Annotated in this window: 17 protein-coding genes and 1 pseudogene; 4 read left to right on the top strand and 14 right to left on the bottom strand. The window is 60.0% G+C overall.

What is annotated here, in order from left to right:
* From ACZ9HU_RS21845 to istB, 4 genes and pseudogenes are all read left to right on the top strand, one after another.
* The coding region (locus tag ACZ9HU_RS21845) for a dihydrolipoyl dehydrogenase family protein (RefSeq protein ID WP_476107990.1) at positions 1 to 1,159 on the top strand (1,159 nt) is incomplete at its 5' end.
* 91 nt (positions 1,160 to 1,250) lie between these two features.
* Positions 1,251 to 3,992, top strand: a pseudogene (locus ACZ9HU_RS21840) (Tn3 family transposase); the annotation flags it as partial.
* Positions 3,993 to 4,097: 105 nt separating this feature from the next.
* Positions 4,098 to 5,630, top strand: a complete 1,533-nt coding sequence (gene istA / locus ACZ9HU_RS21835; RefSeq protein ID WP_476107992.1) for an IS21 family transposase — start codon at positions 4,098 to 4,100, stop codon at positions 5,628 to 5,630.
* Positions 5,620 to 6,387, top strand: coding sequence for an IS21-like element helper ATPase IstB (gene istB / locus ACZ9HU_RS21830; RefSeq protein WP_476107989.1), 768 nt, complete (start codon positions 5,620 to 5,622; stop codon positions 6,385 to 6,387). Before istA ends, istB begins: the two co-directional genes overlap by 11 nt.
* Before the next feature lie 335 nt (positions 6,388 to 6,722).
* Here istB and fliE read toward each other — a convergent pair whose 3' ends face one another.
* From fliE to ACZ9HU_RS21760, 14 genes are all read right to left on the bottom strand, one after another.
* Complete coding sequence (fliE, locus tag ACZ9HU_RS21825) at positions 6,723 to 7,121, bottom strand: flagellar hook-basal body complex protein FliE (RefSeq protein ID WP_124810865.1); 399 nt, start codon at positions 7,119 to 7,121, stop codon at positions 6,723 to 6,725.
* A 58-nt stretch (positions 7,122 to 7,179) separates the two neighbouring features.
* Positions 7,180 to 7,602 carry a hypothetical protein gene (locus ACZ9HU_RS21820; protein ID WP_476107988.1) on the bottom strand — a complete coding sequence of 141 codons (423 nt, stop codon included), beginning with the start codon at positions 7,600 to 7,602 and terminating at the stop codon, positions 7,180 to 7,182.
* A gap of 53 nt (positions 7,603 to 7,655) precedes the next feature.
* Positions 7,656 to 8,339, bottom strand: coding sequence for a ZIP family metal transporter (locus tag ACZ9HU_RS21815; protein ID WP_476107991.1), 684 nt, complete (start codon positions 8,337 to 8,339; stop codon positions 7,656 to 7,658).
* The gene (locus ACZ9HU_RS21810; RefSeq protein WP_476107987.1) at positions 8,339 to 8,809 is read right to left on the bottom strand and encodes an MgtC/SapB family protein; all 471 of its coding nucleotides are present in this window, start codon (positions 8,807 to 8,809) and stop codon (positions 8,339 to 8,341) included. Before ACZ9HU_RS21810 ends, ACZ9HU_RS21815 begins: the two co-directional genes overlap by 1 nt.
* Before the next feature lie 40 nt (positions 8,810 to 8,849).
* Complete coding sequence (locus ACZ9HU_RS21805) at positions 8,850 to 11,360, bottom strand: heavy metal translocating P-type ATPase (protein ID WP_476107986.1); 2,511 nt, start codon at positions 11,358 to 11,360, stop codon at positions 8,850 to 8,852.
* 91 nt (positions 11,361 to 11,451) lie between these two features.
* The gene (gene copM, locus ACZ9HU_RS21800) at positions 11,452 to 11,808 is read right to left on the bottom strand and encodes a CopM family metallochaperone (RefSeq protein ID WP_476107985.1); all 357 of its coding nucleotides are present in this window, start codon (positions 11,806 to 11,808) and stop codon (positions 11,452 to 11,454) included.
* Entirely contained in the window at positions 11,805 to 12,425 is a 621-nt protein-coding gene (locus ACZ9HU_RS21795; RefSeq protein ID WP_476107984.1) for a cation efflux transmembrane domain-containing protein, read from the bottom strand. The genes copM and ACZ9HU_RS21795 overlap by 4 nt, the downstream gene beginning before the upstream one ends.
* On the bottom strand, positions 12,412 to 12,843 hold the full coding sequence (locus tag ACZ9HU_RS21790; RefSeq protein ID WP_476107983.1) for a hypothetical protein: 432 nt from the start codon (positions 12,841 to 12,843) through the stop codon (positions 12,412 to 12,414). Before ACZ9HU_RS21790 ends, ACZ9HU_RS21795 begins: the two co-directional genes overlap by 14 nt.
* 122 nt (positions 12,844 to 12,965) lie before the next feature.
* A complete protein-coding gene (locus ACZ9HU_RS21785) occupies positions 12,966 to 13,217 on the bottom strand; it encodes a TFIIB-type zinc ribbon-containing protein (RefSeq protein WP_445326842.1) in 252 nt (83 codons plus the stop codon).
* Positions 13,218 to 13,352: 135 nt separating this feature from the next.
* Positions 13,353 to 13,826 (bottom strand): SRPBCC family protein, encoded by a 474-nt coding sequence (locus ACZ9HU_RS21780; RefSeq protein ID WP_476107982.1) that lies wholly within the window; start codon positions 13,824 to 13,826, stop codon positions 13,353 to 13,355.
* 85 nt (positions 13,827 to 13,911) lie between these two features.
* A complete protein-coding gene (locus ACZ9HU_RS21775) occupies positions 13,912 to 17,154 on the bottom strand; it encodes an efflux RND transporter permease subunit (RefSeq protein ID WP_127709253.1) in 3,243 nt (1,080 codons plus the stop codon).
* A 4-nt stretch (positions 17,155 to 17,158) separates the two neighbouring features.
* Positions 17,159 to 18,310 carry an efflux RND transporter periplasmic adaptor subunit gene (locus tag ACZ9HU_RS21770; protein WP_181953045.1) on the bottom strand — a complete coding sequence of 384 codons (1,152 nt, stop codon included), beginning with the start codon at positions 18,308 to 18,310 and terminating at the stop codon, positions 17,159 to 17,161.
* 4 nt (positions 18,311 to 18,314) lie between these two features.
* A complete protein-coding gene (locus ACZ9HU_RS21765) occupies positions 18,315 to 19,580 on the bottom strand; it encodes a TolC family protein (protein WP_127709255.1) in 1,266 nt (421 codons plus the stop codon).
* Positions 19,581 to 19,650: 70 nt separating this feature from the next.
* Positions 19,651 to 19,995 carry a hypothetical protein gene (locus ACZ9HU_RS21760; RefSeq protein ID WP_127709257.1) on the bottom strand — a complete coding sequence of 115 codons (345 nt, stop codon included), beginning with the start codon at positions 19,993 to 19,995 and terminating at the stop codon, positions 19,651 to 19,653.
* Positions 19,996 to 20,414: the final 419 nt, after the last annotated feature.

Genomic DNA, 20,414 nt, shown 5'->3' with positions numbered 1-20,414 from the left:
TGACTGGTCCGTATTGGCGGCGTCGAAGGACGATCTTGTCACGACGCTGCGCCAAAAAAAATATGTCGATCTGCTGCCCGCCTATGACGGTGTGAGCTATATCGAGGGCAAGGCACGCTTTGCCGATGGTGCGCTGATTGTCGGCGATGCGCCCATGAAGGTCGGCAAGGTCATATTGGCGATGGGTGCGCACGCCGCCGTGCCGCCGATTCCGGGGATGGACAGCGTGCCCTACCTAACCAGCACATCGGCGCTGGCGCTGGATCGCTTGCCCAAATCGCTGCTGGTGATCGGTGGCGGGGTGATCGGGGTAGAACTGGGACAGATGTTTTCGCGTCTGGGCGTTGATGTCACCATCTGCTGCCGAAGCCGCCTGCTCCCCGAAATGGACCCGGAAGTGAGTGCCGCGCTGAAAAACTATTTGGAAGCCGAGGGCGTGCGGGTTTGCTCAGGTGTCGGCTATCAGCGTATCGCCCAAACACAGAGCGGGGTCGAATTGACCTGCGAGGGGCATTGTGACACCGTCGCGGCGGAACAGGTGCTCATCGCCACCGGACGCCGACCCAATAGCGACGGGCTTGGGCTGGAGGAGCGCGGCATAGTGCTTGCCCGTAATGGTGGAATCGTCGTCGATGACCACCTCGAAACGTCGGTTCCAGGCATTTACGCGGCGGGCGATGTAACGGGACGGGACCAGTTCGTCTACATGGCCGCCTATGGCGCAAAACTGGCCGCGCGCAACGCGGTGACGGGCAACCAATACCGCTACGACAATTCCTCCATGCCATCCGTCGTCTTCACCGACCCGCAAGTCGCCAGCGCCGGCCTCACTGAAACGACAGCACGGGCGCAAGGCCTGGACATCAAGGTTTCGCTGCTCCCGCTCGATGCTGTGCCAAGGGCACTGGCAGCACGCGATACGCGGGGTCTCATCAAACTGATTGCCGACAAGGCGAACGACCGTTTGCTGGGCGGCCAGATCATGGCACCCGAAGGCGCGGATTCGATCCAGACACTGGTGCTGGCGATCAAACACGGCATGACCACCCTGGAATTGGGTGCAACGATATTTCCTTACCTGACCACTGTGGAAGGCCTCAAACTGGCGGCCCAAACGTTTGATAAGGATGTCGCCAAACTGTCTTGCTGCGCCGGGTGATTGCTCGGGGATCAACCGGCAACGAATGGCCTCCCTCCAGTGCAAGCCGCTTTGGTGTCAATTTTGTTATTCGCCTCAGCGGGAGAGCAAAATGGCACGACGCCGACTTCTGACCGGAGACGAGCGCCGGCGCCTGTTCGATCCTCCTGTCCAAGAAACCGCGATCATTGGGCATTATACCCTTTCTGCGGAAGATGTTGAATTGGTTGGGCGCCGCTATGGTCCAGCAAATCGCCTCGGTCTGGCTGCACAAATCGCTTTGATGCGACATCCCGGCTTTGGTCTGCAACCCGAGATCGGGCTTCCCGACGTCATTCTTCAGTACCTCGCGGCACAGTTATTCGTCGATCCTTCCTCCTTCTCTGCATATGGTCAGCGCGCGCAAACCCGTACCGATCATGCCGATCTCGTGGCGCGTTATCTTGGCATACGCCCGTTTCGACGCGGCGACCTGGCACTTGCCCTGAATCTTGCCGCGCAAGCCGCCGAGTATACAGACAGAGGTGAACCGATTGTTCGCGCCCTCATGGTTGGCCTGAAGGGTGAGCGGTTCATTCTTCCGTCAGGCGACACACTGGAACGCGCCGGTCTTGCTGGCCGGGCACGCGCACGCAAAGCTGCCGCAGCCGCAATCGTCGAAGGCCTCAGCTCTGCTGAACTGACACGGCTAGACGAACTCGTAATCAACAACCCGGATTTCGGCATGACACCGCTGGCGTGGTTGCGTAATTTCGAAGAAGCCCGGACTGCGGCCAATATCAATGGCTTGCTTGAGCGCCTGCGCTATGTTCGCGGCATAGGTATCCACCCGGTAGTTGGGGGCGCCATTCCGGAACTCCGCTTTGCCCAATTTGTCCGCGAGGGCGGCGTGGCACCGGCATTCCTGCTTTCGGATTACAGCGTCAATCGCAGGCGGGCGACGTTGACGGCCGCAGTGATCGACCTTGAGGCCAGACTTGCCGATGCCGCGATCCAAATGTTTGACCGACTTATCGGCGGCATGTTCACGCGCGCGCGGCGTGGGCGCGAGCGTCGCTACCAAGATAGTATTCAGTCGGTGGGGCAACTCATGCGGCTGTTTGGCGCCACGATTACAGCACTTGATGAGGCTGTCCAGAATGGCGGCGATCCGCTCGAATTGATTGACGAAGCGGTGGGCTGGCACCGGCTTGTTGCGGCAAAGGCCCAAGTAGATGCCCTTGCTGATCTTGCCGGCGAGGACGCACTGGTAACGGCAACCGAGCGTTACGCCACGCTACGGCGTTTCAGCCCGGCATTTCTGGACGCCTTCACCTTCAAGGCGTCTGGAACAGGGACGGCACTGATCAAAGCCATCGATGTCATTCGCGATGCGAACACACGAAAGTCGCGCGACCTTCCCGATGGCGTTCCACTGCCATTCCCCAATCGGCAGTGGAAGCGTCTCATCACCGAAAGCGGCCGTATCGACCGCCGACGTTATGAAATTGCGATCATGGCAACCTTGCGTGATCGTTTGCGCGCCGGTGATGTATGGATCGAGGGAACCCGCAACTATCAGCGCTTCGATGCCTATTTGCTGGGTCGGCGCGACGCCGCCAAAGTGGCGGATGTGCTTCCGTTCGATTCAAATGCTGCATCCTACCTCGCTGACCGGGCACGAAATCTTGACTGGCGGCTGCGCCGATTTGCCAAGCAGTTGAAAACAAACAAGCTTGAGGGAGTGTCGCTCGAACGAGACCGGCTCAAGCTTCAGCAAATGCCGCCTGTCACCCCACCGGAAGCTGAAGCCCTCGATCGCAAGCTCGATACCCTGCTTCCCCGCGTGCGCATCACCGAGCTGCTGCTTGAAGTCGCCGAACGCACTGGTTTTTTGAACGCATTCCGTGACCTGCGCTCAGGCAAGGAGCACGACAACCCCAGCACGGTACTCGCCGCAATTCTGGCTGATGGCACCAACCTCGGGCTGGAGCGGATGGCCAATGCCAGCGAAGGCGTCAGCTATGCCCAACTCGCATGGACCCACAACTGGTATCTTTCACCCGAGAACTATCAGGCCGCGCTGGCCATGATCATCTCAGCCCATCACGAATTACCCTTCGCGCGGCATTGGGGCGCTGGCACCAGTTCGTCGTCCGATGGCCAGTTCTTCCGGTCGGGGCGGAGCCGTTCAGGGGCGGCGGACGTCAATGCCAAATATGGCGCCGAACCTGGCGTGAAAATCTATTCTCACCTTTCCGATCACTTCGCATCATTCGGATCACGGATCATGTCCGCGACGGCAGGTGAAGCGCCTTACGTGCTCGACGGGCTTGTCCTGGGCGCCGGCAACCTTCCGTTGCATGAGCACTATACCGATACCGGCGGCGCCACCGATCATGTTTTCGCACTCTGCCACCTACTCGGGTTCCGCTTCGCGCCCCGGCTGCGCGATATTGGCGACCGCAAGCTGGGTTCGATCGCTGCGCCATCGACATACAAGGGCATCAAAAATCTGATGGGCCGCACCATCAAAACGGCAGCGATCGAGGCCGATTGGGATGACATCGTCAGGATTGTCGCCTCAATCAAGGATGGCTCGGTGGCGCCGTCAGTAATCTTGCGAAAACTTGCCGCCTACAAACGCCAGAACAGGCTGGATTTTGCATTGGCTGAACTGGGCCGTATCGAGCGCACTTTGTTCACGCTCGATTGGCTTGAACAACCGGAACTGCGACGTGCCTGTCAGGCCGGTCTCAACAAAGGCGAGGCGAGGCACACGCTTGCCGCCGCCATCTATACCAACCGGCAGGGTCGGTTCACCGATCGCTCGCTGGAAAATCAGGAATTTCGCGCATCTGGGCTGAACCTGTTGAGTTGCACCGAGAACTGACCCGGGAGTGGCAGAAATTTTCACTGAGAATTGACCCATGCTTTCCTCGCCACCGGCTGACAGTCGGGAGGCATTGGAGTGATCGACATGGACTTACTCAGTGTGATCCGCCGCTGGCATTTCCGCCAAGGCATGCCCATTCGCGAGATCAAGCGGCGAACCGGCTTGTCGCGCAACACGATCCGCAAATATCTTCGCACCGACGCGGTGGAGCCGAAGTTTCAGGTTCCTGGTCGACCCAGCAAGCTGGACCCGTTCGCCGAGAAGTTGACGGGTTGGCTACGCGCGGAATCGGGCAAGTCGCGCAAGCAAAAGCGGACAGCCAAACAGCTTTACGCTGATCTGGTTGTGCTGGGATTTGATGGATCTTATGCCAGGGTCGCAGCCTTCGCACGAGACTGGAAGCGGCAGCGCCAGTATGAACAGCAAACCAGTGGGCGTGGCACTTTTGTGCCATTGGCTTTCCAGCCCGGCGAAGCCTTCCAGTTCGATTGGAGTGAAGATTATGCGGTTCTGGGCGGCAAGTCGGTCAAACTGCAGGTGGCCCATACCAAGCTGTCGCATAGCCGCGCATTCATCGTGCGCGCCTATCTTCTCCAGACACACGAGATGTTGTTCGACGCGCTGACGCAGGCCTTCCGTGTGCTGGGCGGCGTGCCGCAGCGTGGGATCTTCGACAATATGAAGACGGCGGTCGACAAGATCGGTCGCGGCAAGGCCCGGCAGGTCAACGCCCGATTTGCCGCGCTGGCCAGTTACTACCTGTTCGAGACAGACTTTTGCAATCCGGCCTCGGGCTGGGAGAAGGGGCAGGTTGAGAAGAATGTTCAGGATGCGCGTCGCCGTTTATGGCAACCTCTCAATACCTCTGGCCCCGGCTTCCCGGGGCTCGATGCCCTCAACGTCTGGCTTGAAGAGCAATGCATCGCGCAATGGGCAGACATCCAGCACGGTGTGCTGCCTGGCAGCATCGCCGATGTGCACGCCGAAGAGGTGGCCAGTCTGATGCCGATGGGGCGACCTTTCGATGGCTTCGTTGAACAGACCAAGCGCGTATCGCCCACTTGCCTGATTGCCTTCGAGCGTAACCGCTACAGCGTGCCAGCCTCCTTTGCGAACCGGCCGATCAGTCTGCGCGTGTATCCCGAGCGGCTTGTCGTCGTGGCTGAGGGGCAGATTTTATGTGAACACGTGCGGATTATCGATCGTTCCCACCAGAAACCGGGGCGCACGATCTATGACTGGCGACACTATCTCGCCGTCATTCTGCGCAAACCCGGAGCCCTGCGCAATGGCGCACCCTTCCTGGAAATGCCCGAAGCCTTCCGGCAATTACAGGCCCAGTTGCTCAAACGCTCCGGCGGCGACCGAGAGATGGTCGAAATCCTTTCCCTCGTCCTGCATCATGATGAGCAAGCCGTTCTGGGCGCTGTCGAGCAGGCGCTGAAAGACGGCGTTGCGACCAAAACCCATGTTCTTAATGTCCTGCACCGCCTGGTTGAAGGCAAGGCGCCACCAGCGCCTCCGATCGATGCCCCGCAAGCCCTGCGCCTTGCCAAGGAGCCCAAAGCTGATGTCGGACGCTACGACACCTTGAGGGAGATGCGCCATGCGTCATGATCCAGCCAGCGCCGCAGTGGTCGTGATGCTGCGCAGCCTCAAAATGTACGGTATGGCTCAAGCCGTTGGTGACCTCATCGAGCAGGGCGCGCCTGCCTTCGAGGCCGCCGTACCCATACTATCCCAGTTGCTCAAAGCAGAGATGGCCGAGCGTGAGGTTCGCTCCATTGCCTATCAGATCAAGGCTGCCCGGTTCCCGGCTTACAAGGATCTGGCAGGCTTCGATTTTGCGATCAGCGAAATCAACGAGGCTCTTGTGCGCCAACTCCACCGTTGCGACTTCATCGACAGCGCCGACAATGTCGTGCTGATTGGGGGACCTGGCACCGGTAAAAGCCACATCGCCACCGCCCTTGGCGTACAGGCTGTCGAGCATCACCGCAGGAAAGTGCGTTTCTTCGCCACCGTCGATCTGGTCAATGCACTGGAGCAGGAAAAGGCCGCCAACAAGGCCGGGCAACTCGCTGAGCGCTTGCTCAAACTCGATCTCATCATTCTCGATGAACTGGGATATCTGCAGTTCAGCTCGTCAGGCGGAGCCCTGTTGTTCCATCTGCTCAGCAAATTGTACGAACGCACCAGCGTCGTTATCACCACCAACCTGAGTTTCAGCGAATGGGCAAAAATCTTCGGCGATCCCAAGATGACCACCGCCCTCTTAGATCGTCTCACCCACCATTGCCACATCCTTGAAACGGGCAATGACAGCTTCCGCTTCAGGGCCAGTTCCGCTGCGCCAAAATCCAGAAAGGAATAAACCCAGACCTTGACCACGCCCTACCTGGGCAGCACATAACCCACACCCACCCGGGTCAATTCTCAATGAAAATCCCGGGTCAGTTCTCGGTGCAACTCAACAGTCTGGGCTACCGAACGCCAGCGGAGGTTATGGGCGAACAGGTCACCATCGTCTCCTGAAAACCGGCCATCCGTCTGGCTGGGCTCGCCCCAGCCAGACGGATGCAGTATCAATGCAAAAAGCATCGCACTTCAAATGGAAACCGCACAGCAACGTCCAAATGTCACAGTCGCGCAAGTTAGAAATGTCTCACCTACGCTACTGGGCCCTTCGGCTGGCGAGGTAAGCAAGCGCTAAATCTGCATGTTCATGATATCCTTATATGCGGCGAGCAGCTTGTTGCGGATTTGAAGCGTTGCCTCGAACTCGATATCCGAACGCGACTTCATCAGCATCACCGCCGCTATGTCGGTTGTTTCTCCGCGCTCATATGCCTCGGTCGCCACATCCTCCTGTTCCATAGTCTCGTTCACGCTGGCGATCGCGGAGCGGACGCTATCCGTTGGGGAAGGCTGATTGACCGTCAATGCCGGTACGCTGGTTGCGGTGGCGCTAAGTGCGCCCTGAAGTTTCGCGGCGAAGGCCTCTGCCGCTTTCGGATCGATAGTGGCCGGTGCCGTCGCATTGCGGATCGCGGCATTGCGTTGAATTATAGCATTTCGAGCAGCCAGAACTCTATCGATGTCCGTCATGATGGCCTCCCTCCCGATGCGGTCGCTGCGAGCTGAGAATGGATATGCGGGAGCCTCGTCACTTGGCGGACTCCCGCTTGCGCTGGGCGAACATCGCCCTGAAATATTCGAAGGTGCCCGTGGCCTTTAGGGTCACGGTCACTCTGCGGCCCGTGAAATTCCGGAGGCCGATGCCGTAGAAGCCGCCATGTGCGGCCTTGAACTGTTGTTCGCCGTCACTCGACAGCCCGATCGCCAAGATGCTCGGCGTCTCATGTCCGCTCTCGACATGATAGCGATAGGCAAGGTCGGCACCGTCGGTCTGCCAGGAGAGCGCCATGCGGTCCCCAGACTCAAGATATCCGTTGACCTCTTGCGATCCCCCCGGCTCGACAATGATGGTGAGATTGACGGTCTGCGGTGTGGAATGCGGCATCGGCGCCGCCACGAACCTGACGAAAAACACCATCGCACCGATCAGAACGGCAACCAAAGCTGCCAACTGGACTGCTATTATAGCAATCCGGCGAACGCGCGGTCGGTTAGCCGGGACAATCACATCAGCTCCTCCAAAAGGAGGAGTCCGAGATAGCCAACGAAAAACATTGCGCTGACAAGAGGGCTGTCGGGACGTTCATGCGCCTCGACCAGCAATTCCTCCGTTACGAGGTAAAGCAGAGCCACCATGCCGAAGCTCAGAAAGCCAACGATGACGGTTGGAGGAAATAGGGCAACCGGCGCTGCTATCCATGCACCAAACGGTAGGAGAAGGCCCAAGGCGGCCGTGATGCCCACTATCCGCCATCGCGAAACGATCGTTTCACCAAGCTCGGCCGTCACCGTCAGCCCCAAGAACAGGACTTCAAGCGTCAGGGCGACCGTCAACAGCAACCCGGCCTTTTCACCGGCAAGGAAGGCCAACCCCAGAACGAGGCCATCGACAAGAATATCGATTCCCACCGCGCCAAGCATTGCCACTGAACCCTTGGCCCTGCCCTCCAGCACTTTGAGCAGCAGCATGACGCCTAGTCCGACCAACCCGCCGATGAGCGTTGATACCGGCGACGCACCATGTTTGATCTGCGGGAGAACTTCCGAAGCGGCCGCTGCAAAGACAACGCCCGCAGCCAGGTGCTGCATCCCGCTCACAAATGCTGGACCGGGGCGACGAACAACCGACAACACCGCCCCTATGATAACGGCCGCCAGCGGGATGAGGGTGTAGAGTATCGCCGACATCATGCCTTCTCCGGTGACGCGCTGCTGTCATGTGTCGCGCGCTTCAAAGGGCGAGACCCGCGCAAGGTCAGGAACGTGGTCAAGCTGAGGACCACAGCGATGTCATAAAGGCCGTAGCCTACGGCAGCGCCCAGCGCGCCGGTCGCCCAAAGGCTGGCGGCCGTAGCGGTGCCCGACGCTATGCCGCGATGCTTCAGGATCGCGCCGCCACCGATGAAACCGACGCCGGTAATCAAGCCTTCAAGGATTCGGGCCTGCGCAGGCGACGTCCGACCAAGGATAGCGATGCCGACCAGCACAAATCCGCAACTGGCGATGGCGACGAGAGGAAAGGTACGGATGCCTGCGCTCCGCTCATCCTTTTCCCGGTCCCACCCCACCGGCAGCGCGAGCGCGTAGGCTGCGCCCAAGCTGAGGATGTGCGTGGCGGTCTCCCACCATGGCGGCGCGATCAGCATCATCGCGGCCATGCTGGGCGCCGCAACGACACCATTGATTTGGACCGACAGCTCATCCCTTCGTCGCGTCGCGATAGGCCAGGAGCCGCAGCGCGTTGACCACGACCAAAAGTGTCGAGCCTTCATGGACAGCCACCGCTGGCCCGATGCCCAGCCCAAGGATAGTCGCTGGAACCAGAAAGGCGACGACGCCCAGGCTCACGAAAACATTCTGGCGAATGATCCATCGGGTATGCCGGCTGAGGCCAACGGCAAATGGCAGATGCGCAAGGTCGTCGGCCATCAACGCAACATCGGCAGTTTCGAGAGCGACGTCTGATCCGGCAGCGCCCATCGCAATTCCGACCGTGGCCGTGGCCATGGCTGGTGCGTCATTGACGCCATCCCCGACCATGGCGACTTTTGCCTGCGCCCTCAGTTTCTTGATCGCCTCGACCTTATCGTCGGGCATGAGGTCGCCCCACGCCTCGTCGATGCCGACCTGCTTGGCGACTGCATCCGCCACCCGCTGATTGTCGCCAGAGATCATAATCATGCGCTCGATGCCGAGCGCCCGCAGCTTCTCAAGGGTAGCGCGTGCCGCCTCACGCGGCGTATCCAACAGCCCGATCGCACCGAGATCCTGACCATCCCGACGCACGATCATCGATGTGAAGCCACCTTTGCGCAGCTCCTCGATCGCGTCTGCCATTTGCGCGGAAAGTGGAGGGATACCATCATTCCCGAACATTTCCGCCTTGCCGATCAGCACCTCATCAACGTCCACCAGCGCCGAAACGCCCCGCCCAGTCATGCTTTTCAGATTGCTGGCCTCCGGGATCGGCCTGTTGCGAACATAGTCCTTGCCATCGCGCGCAATCGCCTGCGCGAGCGGATGATCGCTCAGCGATTCAACCGCCACTGCGATGGCCATCAGTTCTTCCTCTTCAACACCGGGAGCGGTGATGACTTTCTGGATGCGCGGCTCGCCTTTGGTGAGCGTCCCCGTTTTGTCGAAAGCTATGGCGTTGAGAGAACCCAGCAGCTCCAACGGCGCACCACCCTTTACCAGCACGCCACCGCGCGCTGCCCTCGCCACCCCTGACAGAACCGCACTGGGCGTTGCGATGGCGAGCGCACAGGGGCTGGCCGCCACCAGCACCGCCATGGCCCGATAGAAACTGTCGCGGAATGGCTCATCGACCACCACCCATGCGAACAGAAGGATGAAGGCCAGCGCGAGAACAGCCGGGACGAAAACACGCTCGAACTTGTCGGTGAACCGTTGGGTCGGCGATTTCTGCGTCTCTGCTTCGCTCACCATCTTGACCACCTTGGCGAGCGTGCTTTCGCTCGAAAGTCGTATGACTTCGATTTCGAGAAGCCCGCTGCCATTGATCGTACCGGCGAAGACGCGAGACTCTGCATCTAGGCGATCGGCGTTTGCGCGCGCAGCAGCGGCGTCCGCGACCGGCTTTTTATCAACGGGCATGCTCTCGCCCGTGACGGGAGCCTGATTGATTGCGCTGGTCCCCTTGATGACGAAGCCGTCGGCGGCCACCCGCTCATCCGGCTTGACGACGATGACGTCGCCGATCGCTAGATCCTCCACCGGGACTTCATGGGTGCTTCCATCCTTGCCGCGAACCAGGGCGGTCCTTGGTGCCAGCTCTGCCAGCGCCTCGATCGCGCGCTTCGCGCGCCCCATGGCATAATGTTCGAGTGCGTGACCCAGGCTGAAGAGGAAGAGCAACAACGCGCCTTCGGCGAATGCTCCAAGGGCGGCGGCACCGGCAGCCGCGACCAGCATAAGCGTATCGATTTCGAACTTGCGGAGTTTCAGATTGTCGATGGCCTCGCGCAGCGTGAAAAAGCCGCCGAAGAAATAACCTCCAATATAACAGGCCGTGGGCAACCACGATGGCGCCCCGACCAACAGCCTTTCGATGCCATAGCCGATCCCCAGCAATGCACCGCATAGCAGCGCAAAGATCAGCTCGGTATTGGCGCCGAAAATGCCACCATGTTCATGGCCACCGTCTTCGCTGTCATGGTCGTGTCCAGCATGGCTTTCCCCAGACTTCGCCTTTTCCGCGCCGTGGGAATGGCCTGAATGATCCTCTTGCGCCTTGGCACGAGTGATCGGCCTGACGCCCATCGCAGCCAACCCCGCCAGGATGATCTTGTCGGAAGTCTCTTCCCGATCGAACTCGACCCGAACCATGCCCGATGCATCCGCGCTGGCCTCAAGCACTCCGGGCAAACCGCGCAATTTATCGCCCACGGTCCTGGCACGACGCTGATGCCCGATACCTGTCATGTCCCAATGGGCATGGCCATAGCGGTCGCTGATCGAGGCGCCCGCGCTCTGAACGAAGTCGCGGATGCGCTGCATCGAAAGCTGGTTGGGGTCGTAGTGGACGCACAGTTTTGCCGGCGCGCCATCGACGGCCGCGACGACATGCGCCGTTTCGACCTCTGCCCTTCCCCCGATGGATTTCAGCAGGCGACCGACGCAAGCATCGGCAGTGTCCGCTACCTCCGGCAGCACCAGTGGTATATCGAGTTTCAGCTTCTCGGTCATGCGTCCATCTCCGATCTTTCGATTGTTTCATGCAGAGCAAATGGGCGGATTGAGCCGCGCCAGTTCATTTCTGCCGCTCATGATTGGCAAGCTAGGCGCGCACTTCTGCTATCTCCTGCCGCTGGGCTTTGGTGACCTCACTGGCGAGGCGACGAACCTCTGGGTCGCGGCCATATTTCAGCTCGACCTCGGCCATAGCGATCGCCCCTTCATGGTGGGGGATCATGGCGCGCATGAAGTCCACATCGGCGTCACCTGAAAATGGGACGTCCATCGCCCCATGCATCTGGCTGTTGACGGCCCGATATTCGGTGGTCGAAGCAGCCTCTGTAGCTGCAGGCGATGCGCGTTGGTGATAGGCATGCTGCGCCGCTGCCGGAGAGGATATCGCCATAATGGCCAAGTTCAGCCCGATGAGCGTCACGCTCTTCATTCGATATGATGTCATTTCAGTCCTGCCTCTCGATTTGCGCTCGCATCATTCCCGGCGTCCTTGAGAATTTCGAGACCGCCCTTGATGGCGATGGCGGCCGTCAGAAATCCGACGATCAGATCAGGCCAGTTGGTCTTCAGCCAAATGACCAGGCCGCCGGCGACCAATATTCCGCCGTTCGAGACGAAATCGTTGAAGCTGAAGGTTGTGGCTGCACGCAGATTGACGTCGGGGGCGTCAAGTTTCTGAAGCAGTCTGAGGCAGACATAATTGACCACCCCCGCTATTGCCGACATGACCATCATATCACTGCCGATCGGCTCGCTGCCGTAGATATAGCGACGCACCACATCGGCAAGGATGCCGACGGCAAAGACCAGCAGCATGATCCCTGACACAGAAGCTGCGCGGGTCTTCCACACCGGACCGCGCGTCAAAGCCGCAATGCTCAGCGCATAGACGGCGGCATCTGAGAGATTATCGACACCATTGGCGATCAAAGCACTTGAATCGCCGACCAACCCGGTTACGAAAAAAGCCGCCGATATGGCCGCATTCAACAGCAAAACGATCCAGAGTGTCCGCCGTTCGATTGCCGAAGGTCCATTGGGAGGGATGTCAGCCACCTGCATCCTCCTTCGCGGAGTTTCCGATCGCCTGTTCTGAGCGGATGCGAAGGCACCGTACAGGCTTGCGATCAGGACGGGTCATCGTCAGCGCGCCGCTGCCGGAGATGGCCACGTTGAGATTATGGCCCACATAGGTCAGGCCAGTTGCCGGCGCCGACAGTCGCACCGGCTTTTCGGCAGGTAGCCGAGCCATATCCAGGGTCAGACCGTCGGCAAGAAAGTCGGCATCATATTTGGAGCCGTCGTCACAGGCATAGATTTGCTCACCGATCAGCGCCGGCAGCGAACTGCGATCATGTCTTCCGTCAGGGTCATCGCCGGCGGTACGGTCAGAACATGCCGTCAGAACGGCTATGGCTGCGGCCCCGCCAACAAATAGCAGGGGCAGCGGCAACAACCCGGTAGTCCTCCACTTGCCCATCCGGCATCTCCACTGTGCAAATCTATCGCCATGGGCGCCCGAGGGGGCGCGGCGCCCATGGCGCGGGCCATCTCGCACGTCCAGAAAGGCTCAAATTGGTGCGGTGGCCGATTCATTGCTGATTAGTCGAACAGGTTGCGCAGGAAGCCCTTGCGCCCGCCATGTCCGCCGCCGTGACTGCTCCCGTGGCCGCCACCATGCTTACCGCTCCGGCCATGTTTGTCGCCGAACATGCCCAGCGTGCTGCTCGGTTCCTGATAGGCCGGCTGCTCGGCCATGCTGCGTTCGATGATCTTGTCGAGTTCGCCGCGATCGAGCCAGACTCCCCGGCATTGCGGGCAATAATCGATTTCGATGCCTTGCCGCTCGCTCATGACGAGATCGACTTTGCAAACGGGGCAAGGCAGGCCTTGATGGGCAGCATTATCTACCATGATAAATCCTTTCAGATGGGGCGCGCCGACGGCGGCACGCTGATGCGATCGGTGTAACGGGACGAAGGGTTCGGCTCAGTCATTGGCCGATCCGCGTGTCGGGGCCGTCGATACGAGTTTGAGTTGCGCCTTGCCGTGGGGCGGACGTAAAGCGCGCTTCTTGAGGGCTTTCAGCAGGGCGAAATCATGCTCCTGCATTTCCTCGCGTATGGTGCGACGCGAGAGCCAGCCCGAAAGGTTGCCCAGCCCGCCTCGAATTTCGAAGACATGGCGCACTTCTGAGCCGGTCTTGGCGGGGAGGATTTCGTAGCGCTCGCTGAACTTGAAAAAGCTGCTGATCTGCCCGCGCCAACCGAAACCCTGCGGCTTGTTGATATTGTCGATCTCGACCCACAGCCTGACCCGGCGCCAATCGAACAACCGAAACGAGAGCTGGGCGTGGGTTGCCTGCGGACTGAGCCAGCTGAACCGATAGTGCGGATGCCAATGCTCATATCCGGCAAGCTCCGAAATGAAGCTCCAGCTCCTCAACTGTGAAATCGGCGCCATAAAAACGGTTTCCTCAATCATGTTCGAATTCTCACTGTCTTCGAGGACGGGGAGACCATGACGCACATGCCCTCACCCTCGCTCATCAGTGTTGAGGTTGCGGATGCTGTTCGCCGCCTTGCAGCTCTTCATGCTCTTCAAGATCCTCGTAGAGAGGAATCTCGCGCCGGCCGTAGCGGGCATAGAGCGTCGGAAGCACAAACAAGGTGAGCAGCGTTGCCGAGATGAGACCGCCAATAACCACGGTCGCGAGAGGCTTTTGGACCTCAGCGCCAGCACCTGTCCCCAAGGCCATCGGCACGAAGCCAAGGCTTGCGACCAATGCCGTCATCACGACGGGGCGAAGACGTTGGATCGCTCCGGTTCGGGCGGCCTCTGCCCTGTCCATTCCTCGTCGCATAAGTTCCTGAATGGAGGAGACCATGACGAGGCCGTTCAGCACCGCGATACCGGACAACGCGATGAAGCCCACAGCGGCAGATATGGAGAAGTCTATGCCCCGCAAGAACAGGAGCAGCACGCCACCAACCAGGGCCAGAGGAACACCCGTGAAGACGATAGCCGCGTCGCGAGCTGACCCGAGCGCCCCATAGAGGAGCATCAGGATAAGTACGAAACAGGCCGGGATCACGAGTTGCAGCCGCTCGCGCGCGGAGGCCAGATTTTCAAACTGGCCGCCCCAGACGAGATAGCTGCCTGCTGGCAGGCGCACGTCCTTGGCGATGGTAGCCCGCGCATCTGCCACGACGCTGGCGATGTCGCGTCCACGAACATTCGCCTGCACCACAACACGGCGTTTTCCATTCTCACGGCTGATCTGGTTTGGACCATCCACGATCCTGATGTCGGCGACGCTCGCGAGGGGTACGAACTTGCCCCCAGGAAGAGGAACCTGGACCTGCTGTAGCGTCGATAGGTCAGCGCGTTGGGCTTCCGATAGACGGATCACCACCGGAAAGCGCCGATCCCCTTCGAAGATCATCCCGGACTCGCGACCGCCCAAAGTTGCGGTCACGATGTCCTGTACGTCCTGCGCAGTCACACCGACGCGGGACATGGCATCGCGATTTACCCGGATATCGAGCATGGGAAGACCCGTGGTCTGCTCGACCTTGACGTCCGCAGCGCCCTGAGTGCGCCTGAGAACGCTGGCGATCTTCTCTGCGGTGGCGTTCATGGCGTTGAAGTCGTCGCCGAACACCTTGATCGCTAGATCGCCTCGCACGCCAGCAATCAGCTCATTGAAGCGCATCTGGATCGGCTGTGTGATCTCATATGCGTTGCCGGGGAATTTGTTCAGGTTGGCTTCGAAGCGAGCGACTAGATCCGCCTTTGTGAGACTCGGGTCGGGCCATTGGTCGCGAGGCTTGAGGATGATGAACATATCGGTGGCGTTGGGCGGCATGGGGTCCGACGAAAGTTCGGACGTGCCTGTTTTGGAGAAGACGAACTGCACCTCCTTTTGAGCCGTAAGCATCTTCTCGATGGGAACCTGCATAGCCTGGCTCTGCTGGACAGAGGTGGCAGGGATACGAAGGGCCTGGATGAGGAGATTGCCTTCATCGAGTTGGGGAAGAAAGACCTGGCCGAGCGACATGAACGCCGCGATGGCCAGCACGAAACCGCCGACACCCGTGCCTATGGTCAAGGTTGGCCGGTTCATCGCTTTGTCGAGACCGGGTTCATAGCGGGCCTTCAGCCAGCTCATGATCCGACCATCCTTCTCATCGACACGATTGGACAGCCAGATAGCGATCGCTGCCGGGACGGCCGTCAGTGAGAGAACAAAGGCAAAAACCAACGCGATAATGACGGTAAGCGCCATTGGCACGAAGGTCTTGCCCTCGACACCTGTCAGGGTGAGCAGCGGGACATAAACAAGGATAATGATGGCCTGGCCATAGACCGAAGGCCGGATCATCTCGCGCGCCGCCGATGCGACAACATTCAACCGCTCATGAAGGGTCAGCACGCGACCTTCATGTTCCTGGCGATGCGCCATACGACTGAGCGCATTTTCCACAATGATGACGGCACCATCGACAATAAGACCGAAGTCGAGAGCGCCCAAGCTCATAAGGTTGGCAGACACGCCGGCTTTGAGCATCCCAAATCCGGTCAGCAGCATCGTCACCGGAATGACCATCGCGGCGATGAGTGCGGCGCGGAAATTTCCGAGCAGAGCGAACAGAACGACGATGACGAGCAGTGCACCTTCACTCAGATTCTTCGCGACCGTCTTGATGGTTGAGTTAACCAGTGCGGTTCGATTGAGGACCGGTTGCACAACGACGTCAGGCGGAAGCGATGCCTGAATTTCCTGCAAGCGGTCTGCTACGGCCGTCGACACGGTACGGCTATTCTCGCCGATACGCATGATGGCAGTCCCAACGACGACTTCCGTGCCATTTTCGGATGCCGAACCCATACGTATGGCCTGCCCGGTTTTGACGGCAGCAACCTGGCCAAGGGTAATGGGCGTCCCGTCGCGCGTGGCGACGATGATCCGCGACAATTCGTTGGCGTTGCGGACAAGGGCGTCGGAGCGAACAGCCAGCCCTTCACCATTGCGATTGACAAATCCACCGCCAACGCTGGTGTTATTGCGTTCGAGCGCAGTGCCGAGATCGGTGAGGGTGAGGCCTAGCGAGGCAAGCCGCTGGACATCGGGGACAACCTGAAATTGCTTCACATAGCCGCCGATGGAGTCGATGCCGGCGACGCCCTTGGTGTTCTTCAGCAATGGGCTTACGATCCAGTCCTGCGTGGTACGCAGATATGTGGCCCGTTCAGTCTCGTCAGTGAGGCGGTCGCCTTCCGGGGTGATATAACTTCCGTCAGGCTGCATGCCGGGTTCACCGGGCAGATGCTTGTCGTCCTTGCGGTGCTGAAGCTTGACGGTCCACATATAGACCTCGCCCAGACCCGTGGAAATCGGACCCATTTCAGGGACAGCTCCCTTGGGGAGATTTTCCGAAACCCCGGTTAGACGCTCGCCGACTTGTTGCCGGGCAAAATAAATGTCCGTCGATTCATCGAAAACAGCCGTGACCTGCGCAAAACCGTTCCGGCTAAGCGATCGCGTATTATCAAGGCCAGGGATACCGGCGAGTGCTGTTTCGATAGGAAAGGCCACCTGCTTTTCGACCAGTTCGGGCGAAAGGGCAGGCGCCTTGATATTGATTTGCACCTGATTGTTGGTGATGTCCGGCACCGCGTCGATCGGGAGACGATACAGGGCGACGGCGCCGATAACGGCGGCTATGGCGGTCAGAAGCAGGACGAGCCAGCGCTTGTGAACCGCCCAATTCACGATTGGGGCGATCATCGGCTCAATCCTCCGCCGCTTCGCTCTTGCCGAGTTCGGCCTTGAGCGTGAAGCTGTTGACGGTAGCGATCTGCTCGGTGCCCTTCAGGCCCGAGCGCACGATTACACTGGCGCCGCTGCTGTCGCCCAACGTAACGGGGACGGCCTGGAAGCCAGTCTTGGTTCGGACGAAAACGACCGACTTGCCCTCGTCGGTTTGCACCGCTGTCGTGGGCACGCTGATTGCGCCGTCCCCTCCGCTGCCAGTGAGCTGGACAGAAGCCGTCACCGGCTCGCCCACCCGCCATTCCATATTCCGATTGTCGAGCGTAGCGATGACCGGGACCAATCGCGTCTGTGCATCGAGCGCAGGAGACACGAAGCTGACCTTGGCCGTCGCTTGACGACCCGCGGCCGTCACCGTGACGAGATTGCCCGGCTTAACCCGACCCGCGTCAGCGGGTTGTAGGTTGAGCGACAGCGAAACGCTGGAAAGGTTGGCGATGCGATAGAGTTCAGCATCCGCCGCGACGGTCTGACCCAGAACAACGCTGCGCGAGATGACCTGACCGGAAACGGGCGCTGCAATGCCCAGACGGTTGAGACCGCCCCCACCCCCACCGGCGGCGGAGACCTGCTGCTGCGCCTGATTATAGGCAATCCGCGCTTCGATGGCCGCAGTTCGAGCAGCAATCAGATCCTGCTCCGGCGACACGCGCTGCGCAAACAGTCGCTGTTCGCGCGCCAGGTTGGAGTTTGCCAACGTGAGACGGGCGCGAGATGCCTCAACTTCGCCCTTGAGCTGCGCCGCTTCTCGGCTTTCTATGACGGCCAGAGTATCCCCGCGCCCCACCGACTGACCAAGATTCCGGGTCAACGATACGACACGCCCGCCAATCGCTGCCGATACGACTTGTGTGCCTTGCGGATCACCCTCGATCGTCGCCGGCAGCTCTAGCGTTCCTCCCCCTCCCACGGTCGGCCGAGCAATCTGGATGCCTGCCGACGCGATTTGGTCCGGCGAGAGCGTTATCTTGCCCTCGACGGGGGAAGCATCTGCCTGCTGCTGGTTGGCGGGGGCAGTCTCATTGCTGGCCTCGCTGCCGCCACCACAACCGGCGAGAAGAAAGGCCAAGGTCAGTGGCATTAGAAGCGCAGTGCTTTTCGTAAGTTTCATAGGATCAATTCCCCTGTTCTGGCGCGGGAGCGGTGAGACGCTGCAACCGGGCCTTGGCGTTCTGGTACGAGGCGAGTGCGTCGATCGCGGCGACGCGCGTGTCGGCGAGGGTCCGTTCGGCATCGAGCAAATCGAGCTGTCCGAACTTGCCTTCGCGATACCCGACACGAGCGATGCGGGCGGCCTCCTGCGCTGCTACAAGTGCAGGCCCGCTGGCATTGCGCGCCGTGGTCGCGGCATTATCAGCCTCGGCCTGGGCATCGGTAATGGCCTGTTCTACATCGAGCGCGGTCATACGACGCTGAGCTTCTGCGCGACTGCGTTCCGCGCTTGCCTGCGCCACCGCTGCCCGACCGGAATTGAACAGCGGTATCGGGATCGAAACGGAGAAGACCGCCGCGATATCCTTGCTGACCTCAAGACGCCGGAGCGCCGGACCGACCGTTACATCTGGAACGCGCTGGGATTTTGCGAGCTGGACGCCGGCGTCGGCGATGGCAAGATCCGCATCGGCCGCCGCCATGGCCAGCGTTCCAGCGCTTTCTACCGAGTTGGGGCCGTAAGTAGCAGGTGGCAGCAAATCGAGCACGGCGGTATCCAGCGGCCCGAAAATGGGCTTGCCGATCCGACGCGCGAGATTGGCACGCGCCGCATCCGCGAGCCTGGCTGCCCGCTCCGCGCCCGCTTGGGCATTCAGCCGTGCAACATCTGCCCTTTGCTCTTCGATCGGCGAAGCGCGACCCGCCTGAACCCTTACCTTGGCGGCATTAAGAGCATCTTGCGCGATACGAAGCTGATCGCGGGCCGTCACCACCCGGCGTTCCGCCGCAATCGCATCGATATAGAGTGCAGTCACCTGCACCCGAATATCGGCTTGGGTGATAGCCGCGATTAGCACGGCCCTGTTCGATTGGGCGTCCGCTACCGCAATGCGCGCCGAACGCTTCCCGCCCAGCTCGATCGGGATATTGACCCCAACAGTCGTTTCGGCTTGGCGAAAACCGCCATACGGCCCCGAACCAACGACGTTCTCAACCTGGCTCTGGACAGTAGGGTTAGGGCGGAGGCCCGCCACGGTCCGTCCCGCGCGAGCTGCATCGATCCCAGCCTGAGCCGCATCTGCTGCTGGGGCGCTTCCGCCTGCGGCCGCGACTGCATCATCGAGAGTGAACACAGCCGCTACAGACTGCTGCGCCGTTAGATTATCCTGTGCTTGCGCCACGGCGACGCAAGACGTGGCAGCCAGAAAGGCCGCAATGATCCTGTGCATGTAGAAATTCCTGATTGATAGGCATCAATCTGCGCACCCGGAATACGGGCGACAGTCAGTTGACTTTCAATCAGGCGATAGGAGGCCGCAAATCAGGCCCGACGGACCAACGACCGGGAACCGCCTCATCGACGGTCATCAGCGTTTCCGTGACGATAGCGAAAACGGTCGTCTCAGTGGCGCGGGCGGGCAGGAAGGAGACCCCACCGTGGCAACCATGATGATGGGGAACAGCTTTATCGGAATCGCCCTGCGATTGATCGCCGTCCCCTTCACTGTGAACTTGGCCAGAACATTCGATGCTGGTCTGGGTCGCAGAGAGTGTCGGGTTTGGAACTTCGTTGGCATGCACGGTCGCTACGGTCGTAAGCGACACGACAAGCATGCAAAGAAGGAGGAAGCTCCAGCGAAACATGGAGAGGCCTCTAGCCGATTTTCTGCGACCTGTCATTGCAAAGTCCATGCGGAGGCAAAAGAGGTCTTTGTGAGGGCTGCGATGTCGCCCTGCGCAACTGGTATCGATTCAAGCGCAGACGTCCCGTCGACAGGACGTGAAAACGCGAACGCGGCGATAGCCGTGTGCGTTTCGCCAGTCTTTGAGCAGTGGGCTTGCGCCATGTCTGATCCGATTCGCGTCGTTACGGCCTGTCATATGCACCCTGAAGTTACTATAGGGTTAATATGAAAATTGGCGATCTCGCGAAACAAACGGGCACCCGCGTCGAAACCATCCGCTATTGAGGGCATAGCGTGGAAGGTACGCTAAACAACGCTAAGGGAGAACAACCGAGGAACGCTTAGGCGGCGCGGCTGTCCGGCGGAAGATTGAGGGCC

The organism is Novosphingobium sp. Sphag1I (assembly GCF_056279125.1).
The sequence above is the reverse complement of the archived record's forward strand: the minus strand, read 5'-3'. Positions and strand labels throughout refer to the sequence as shown.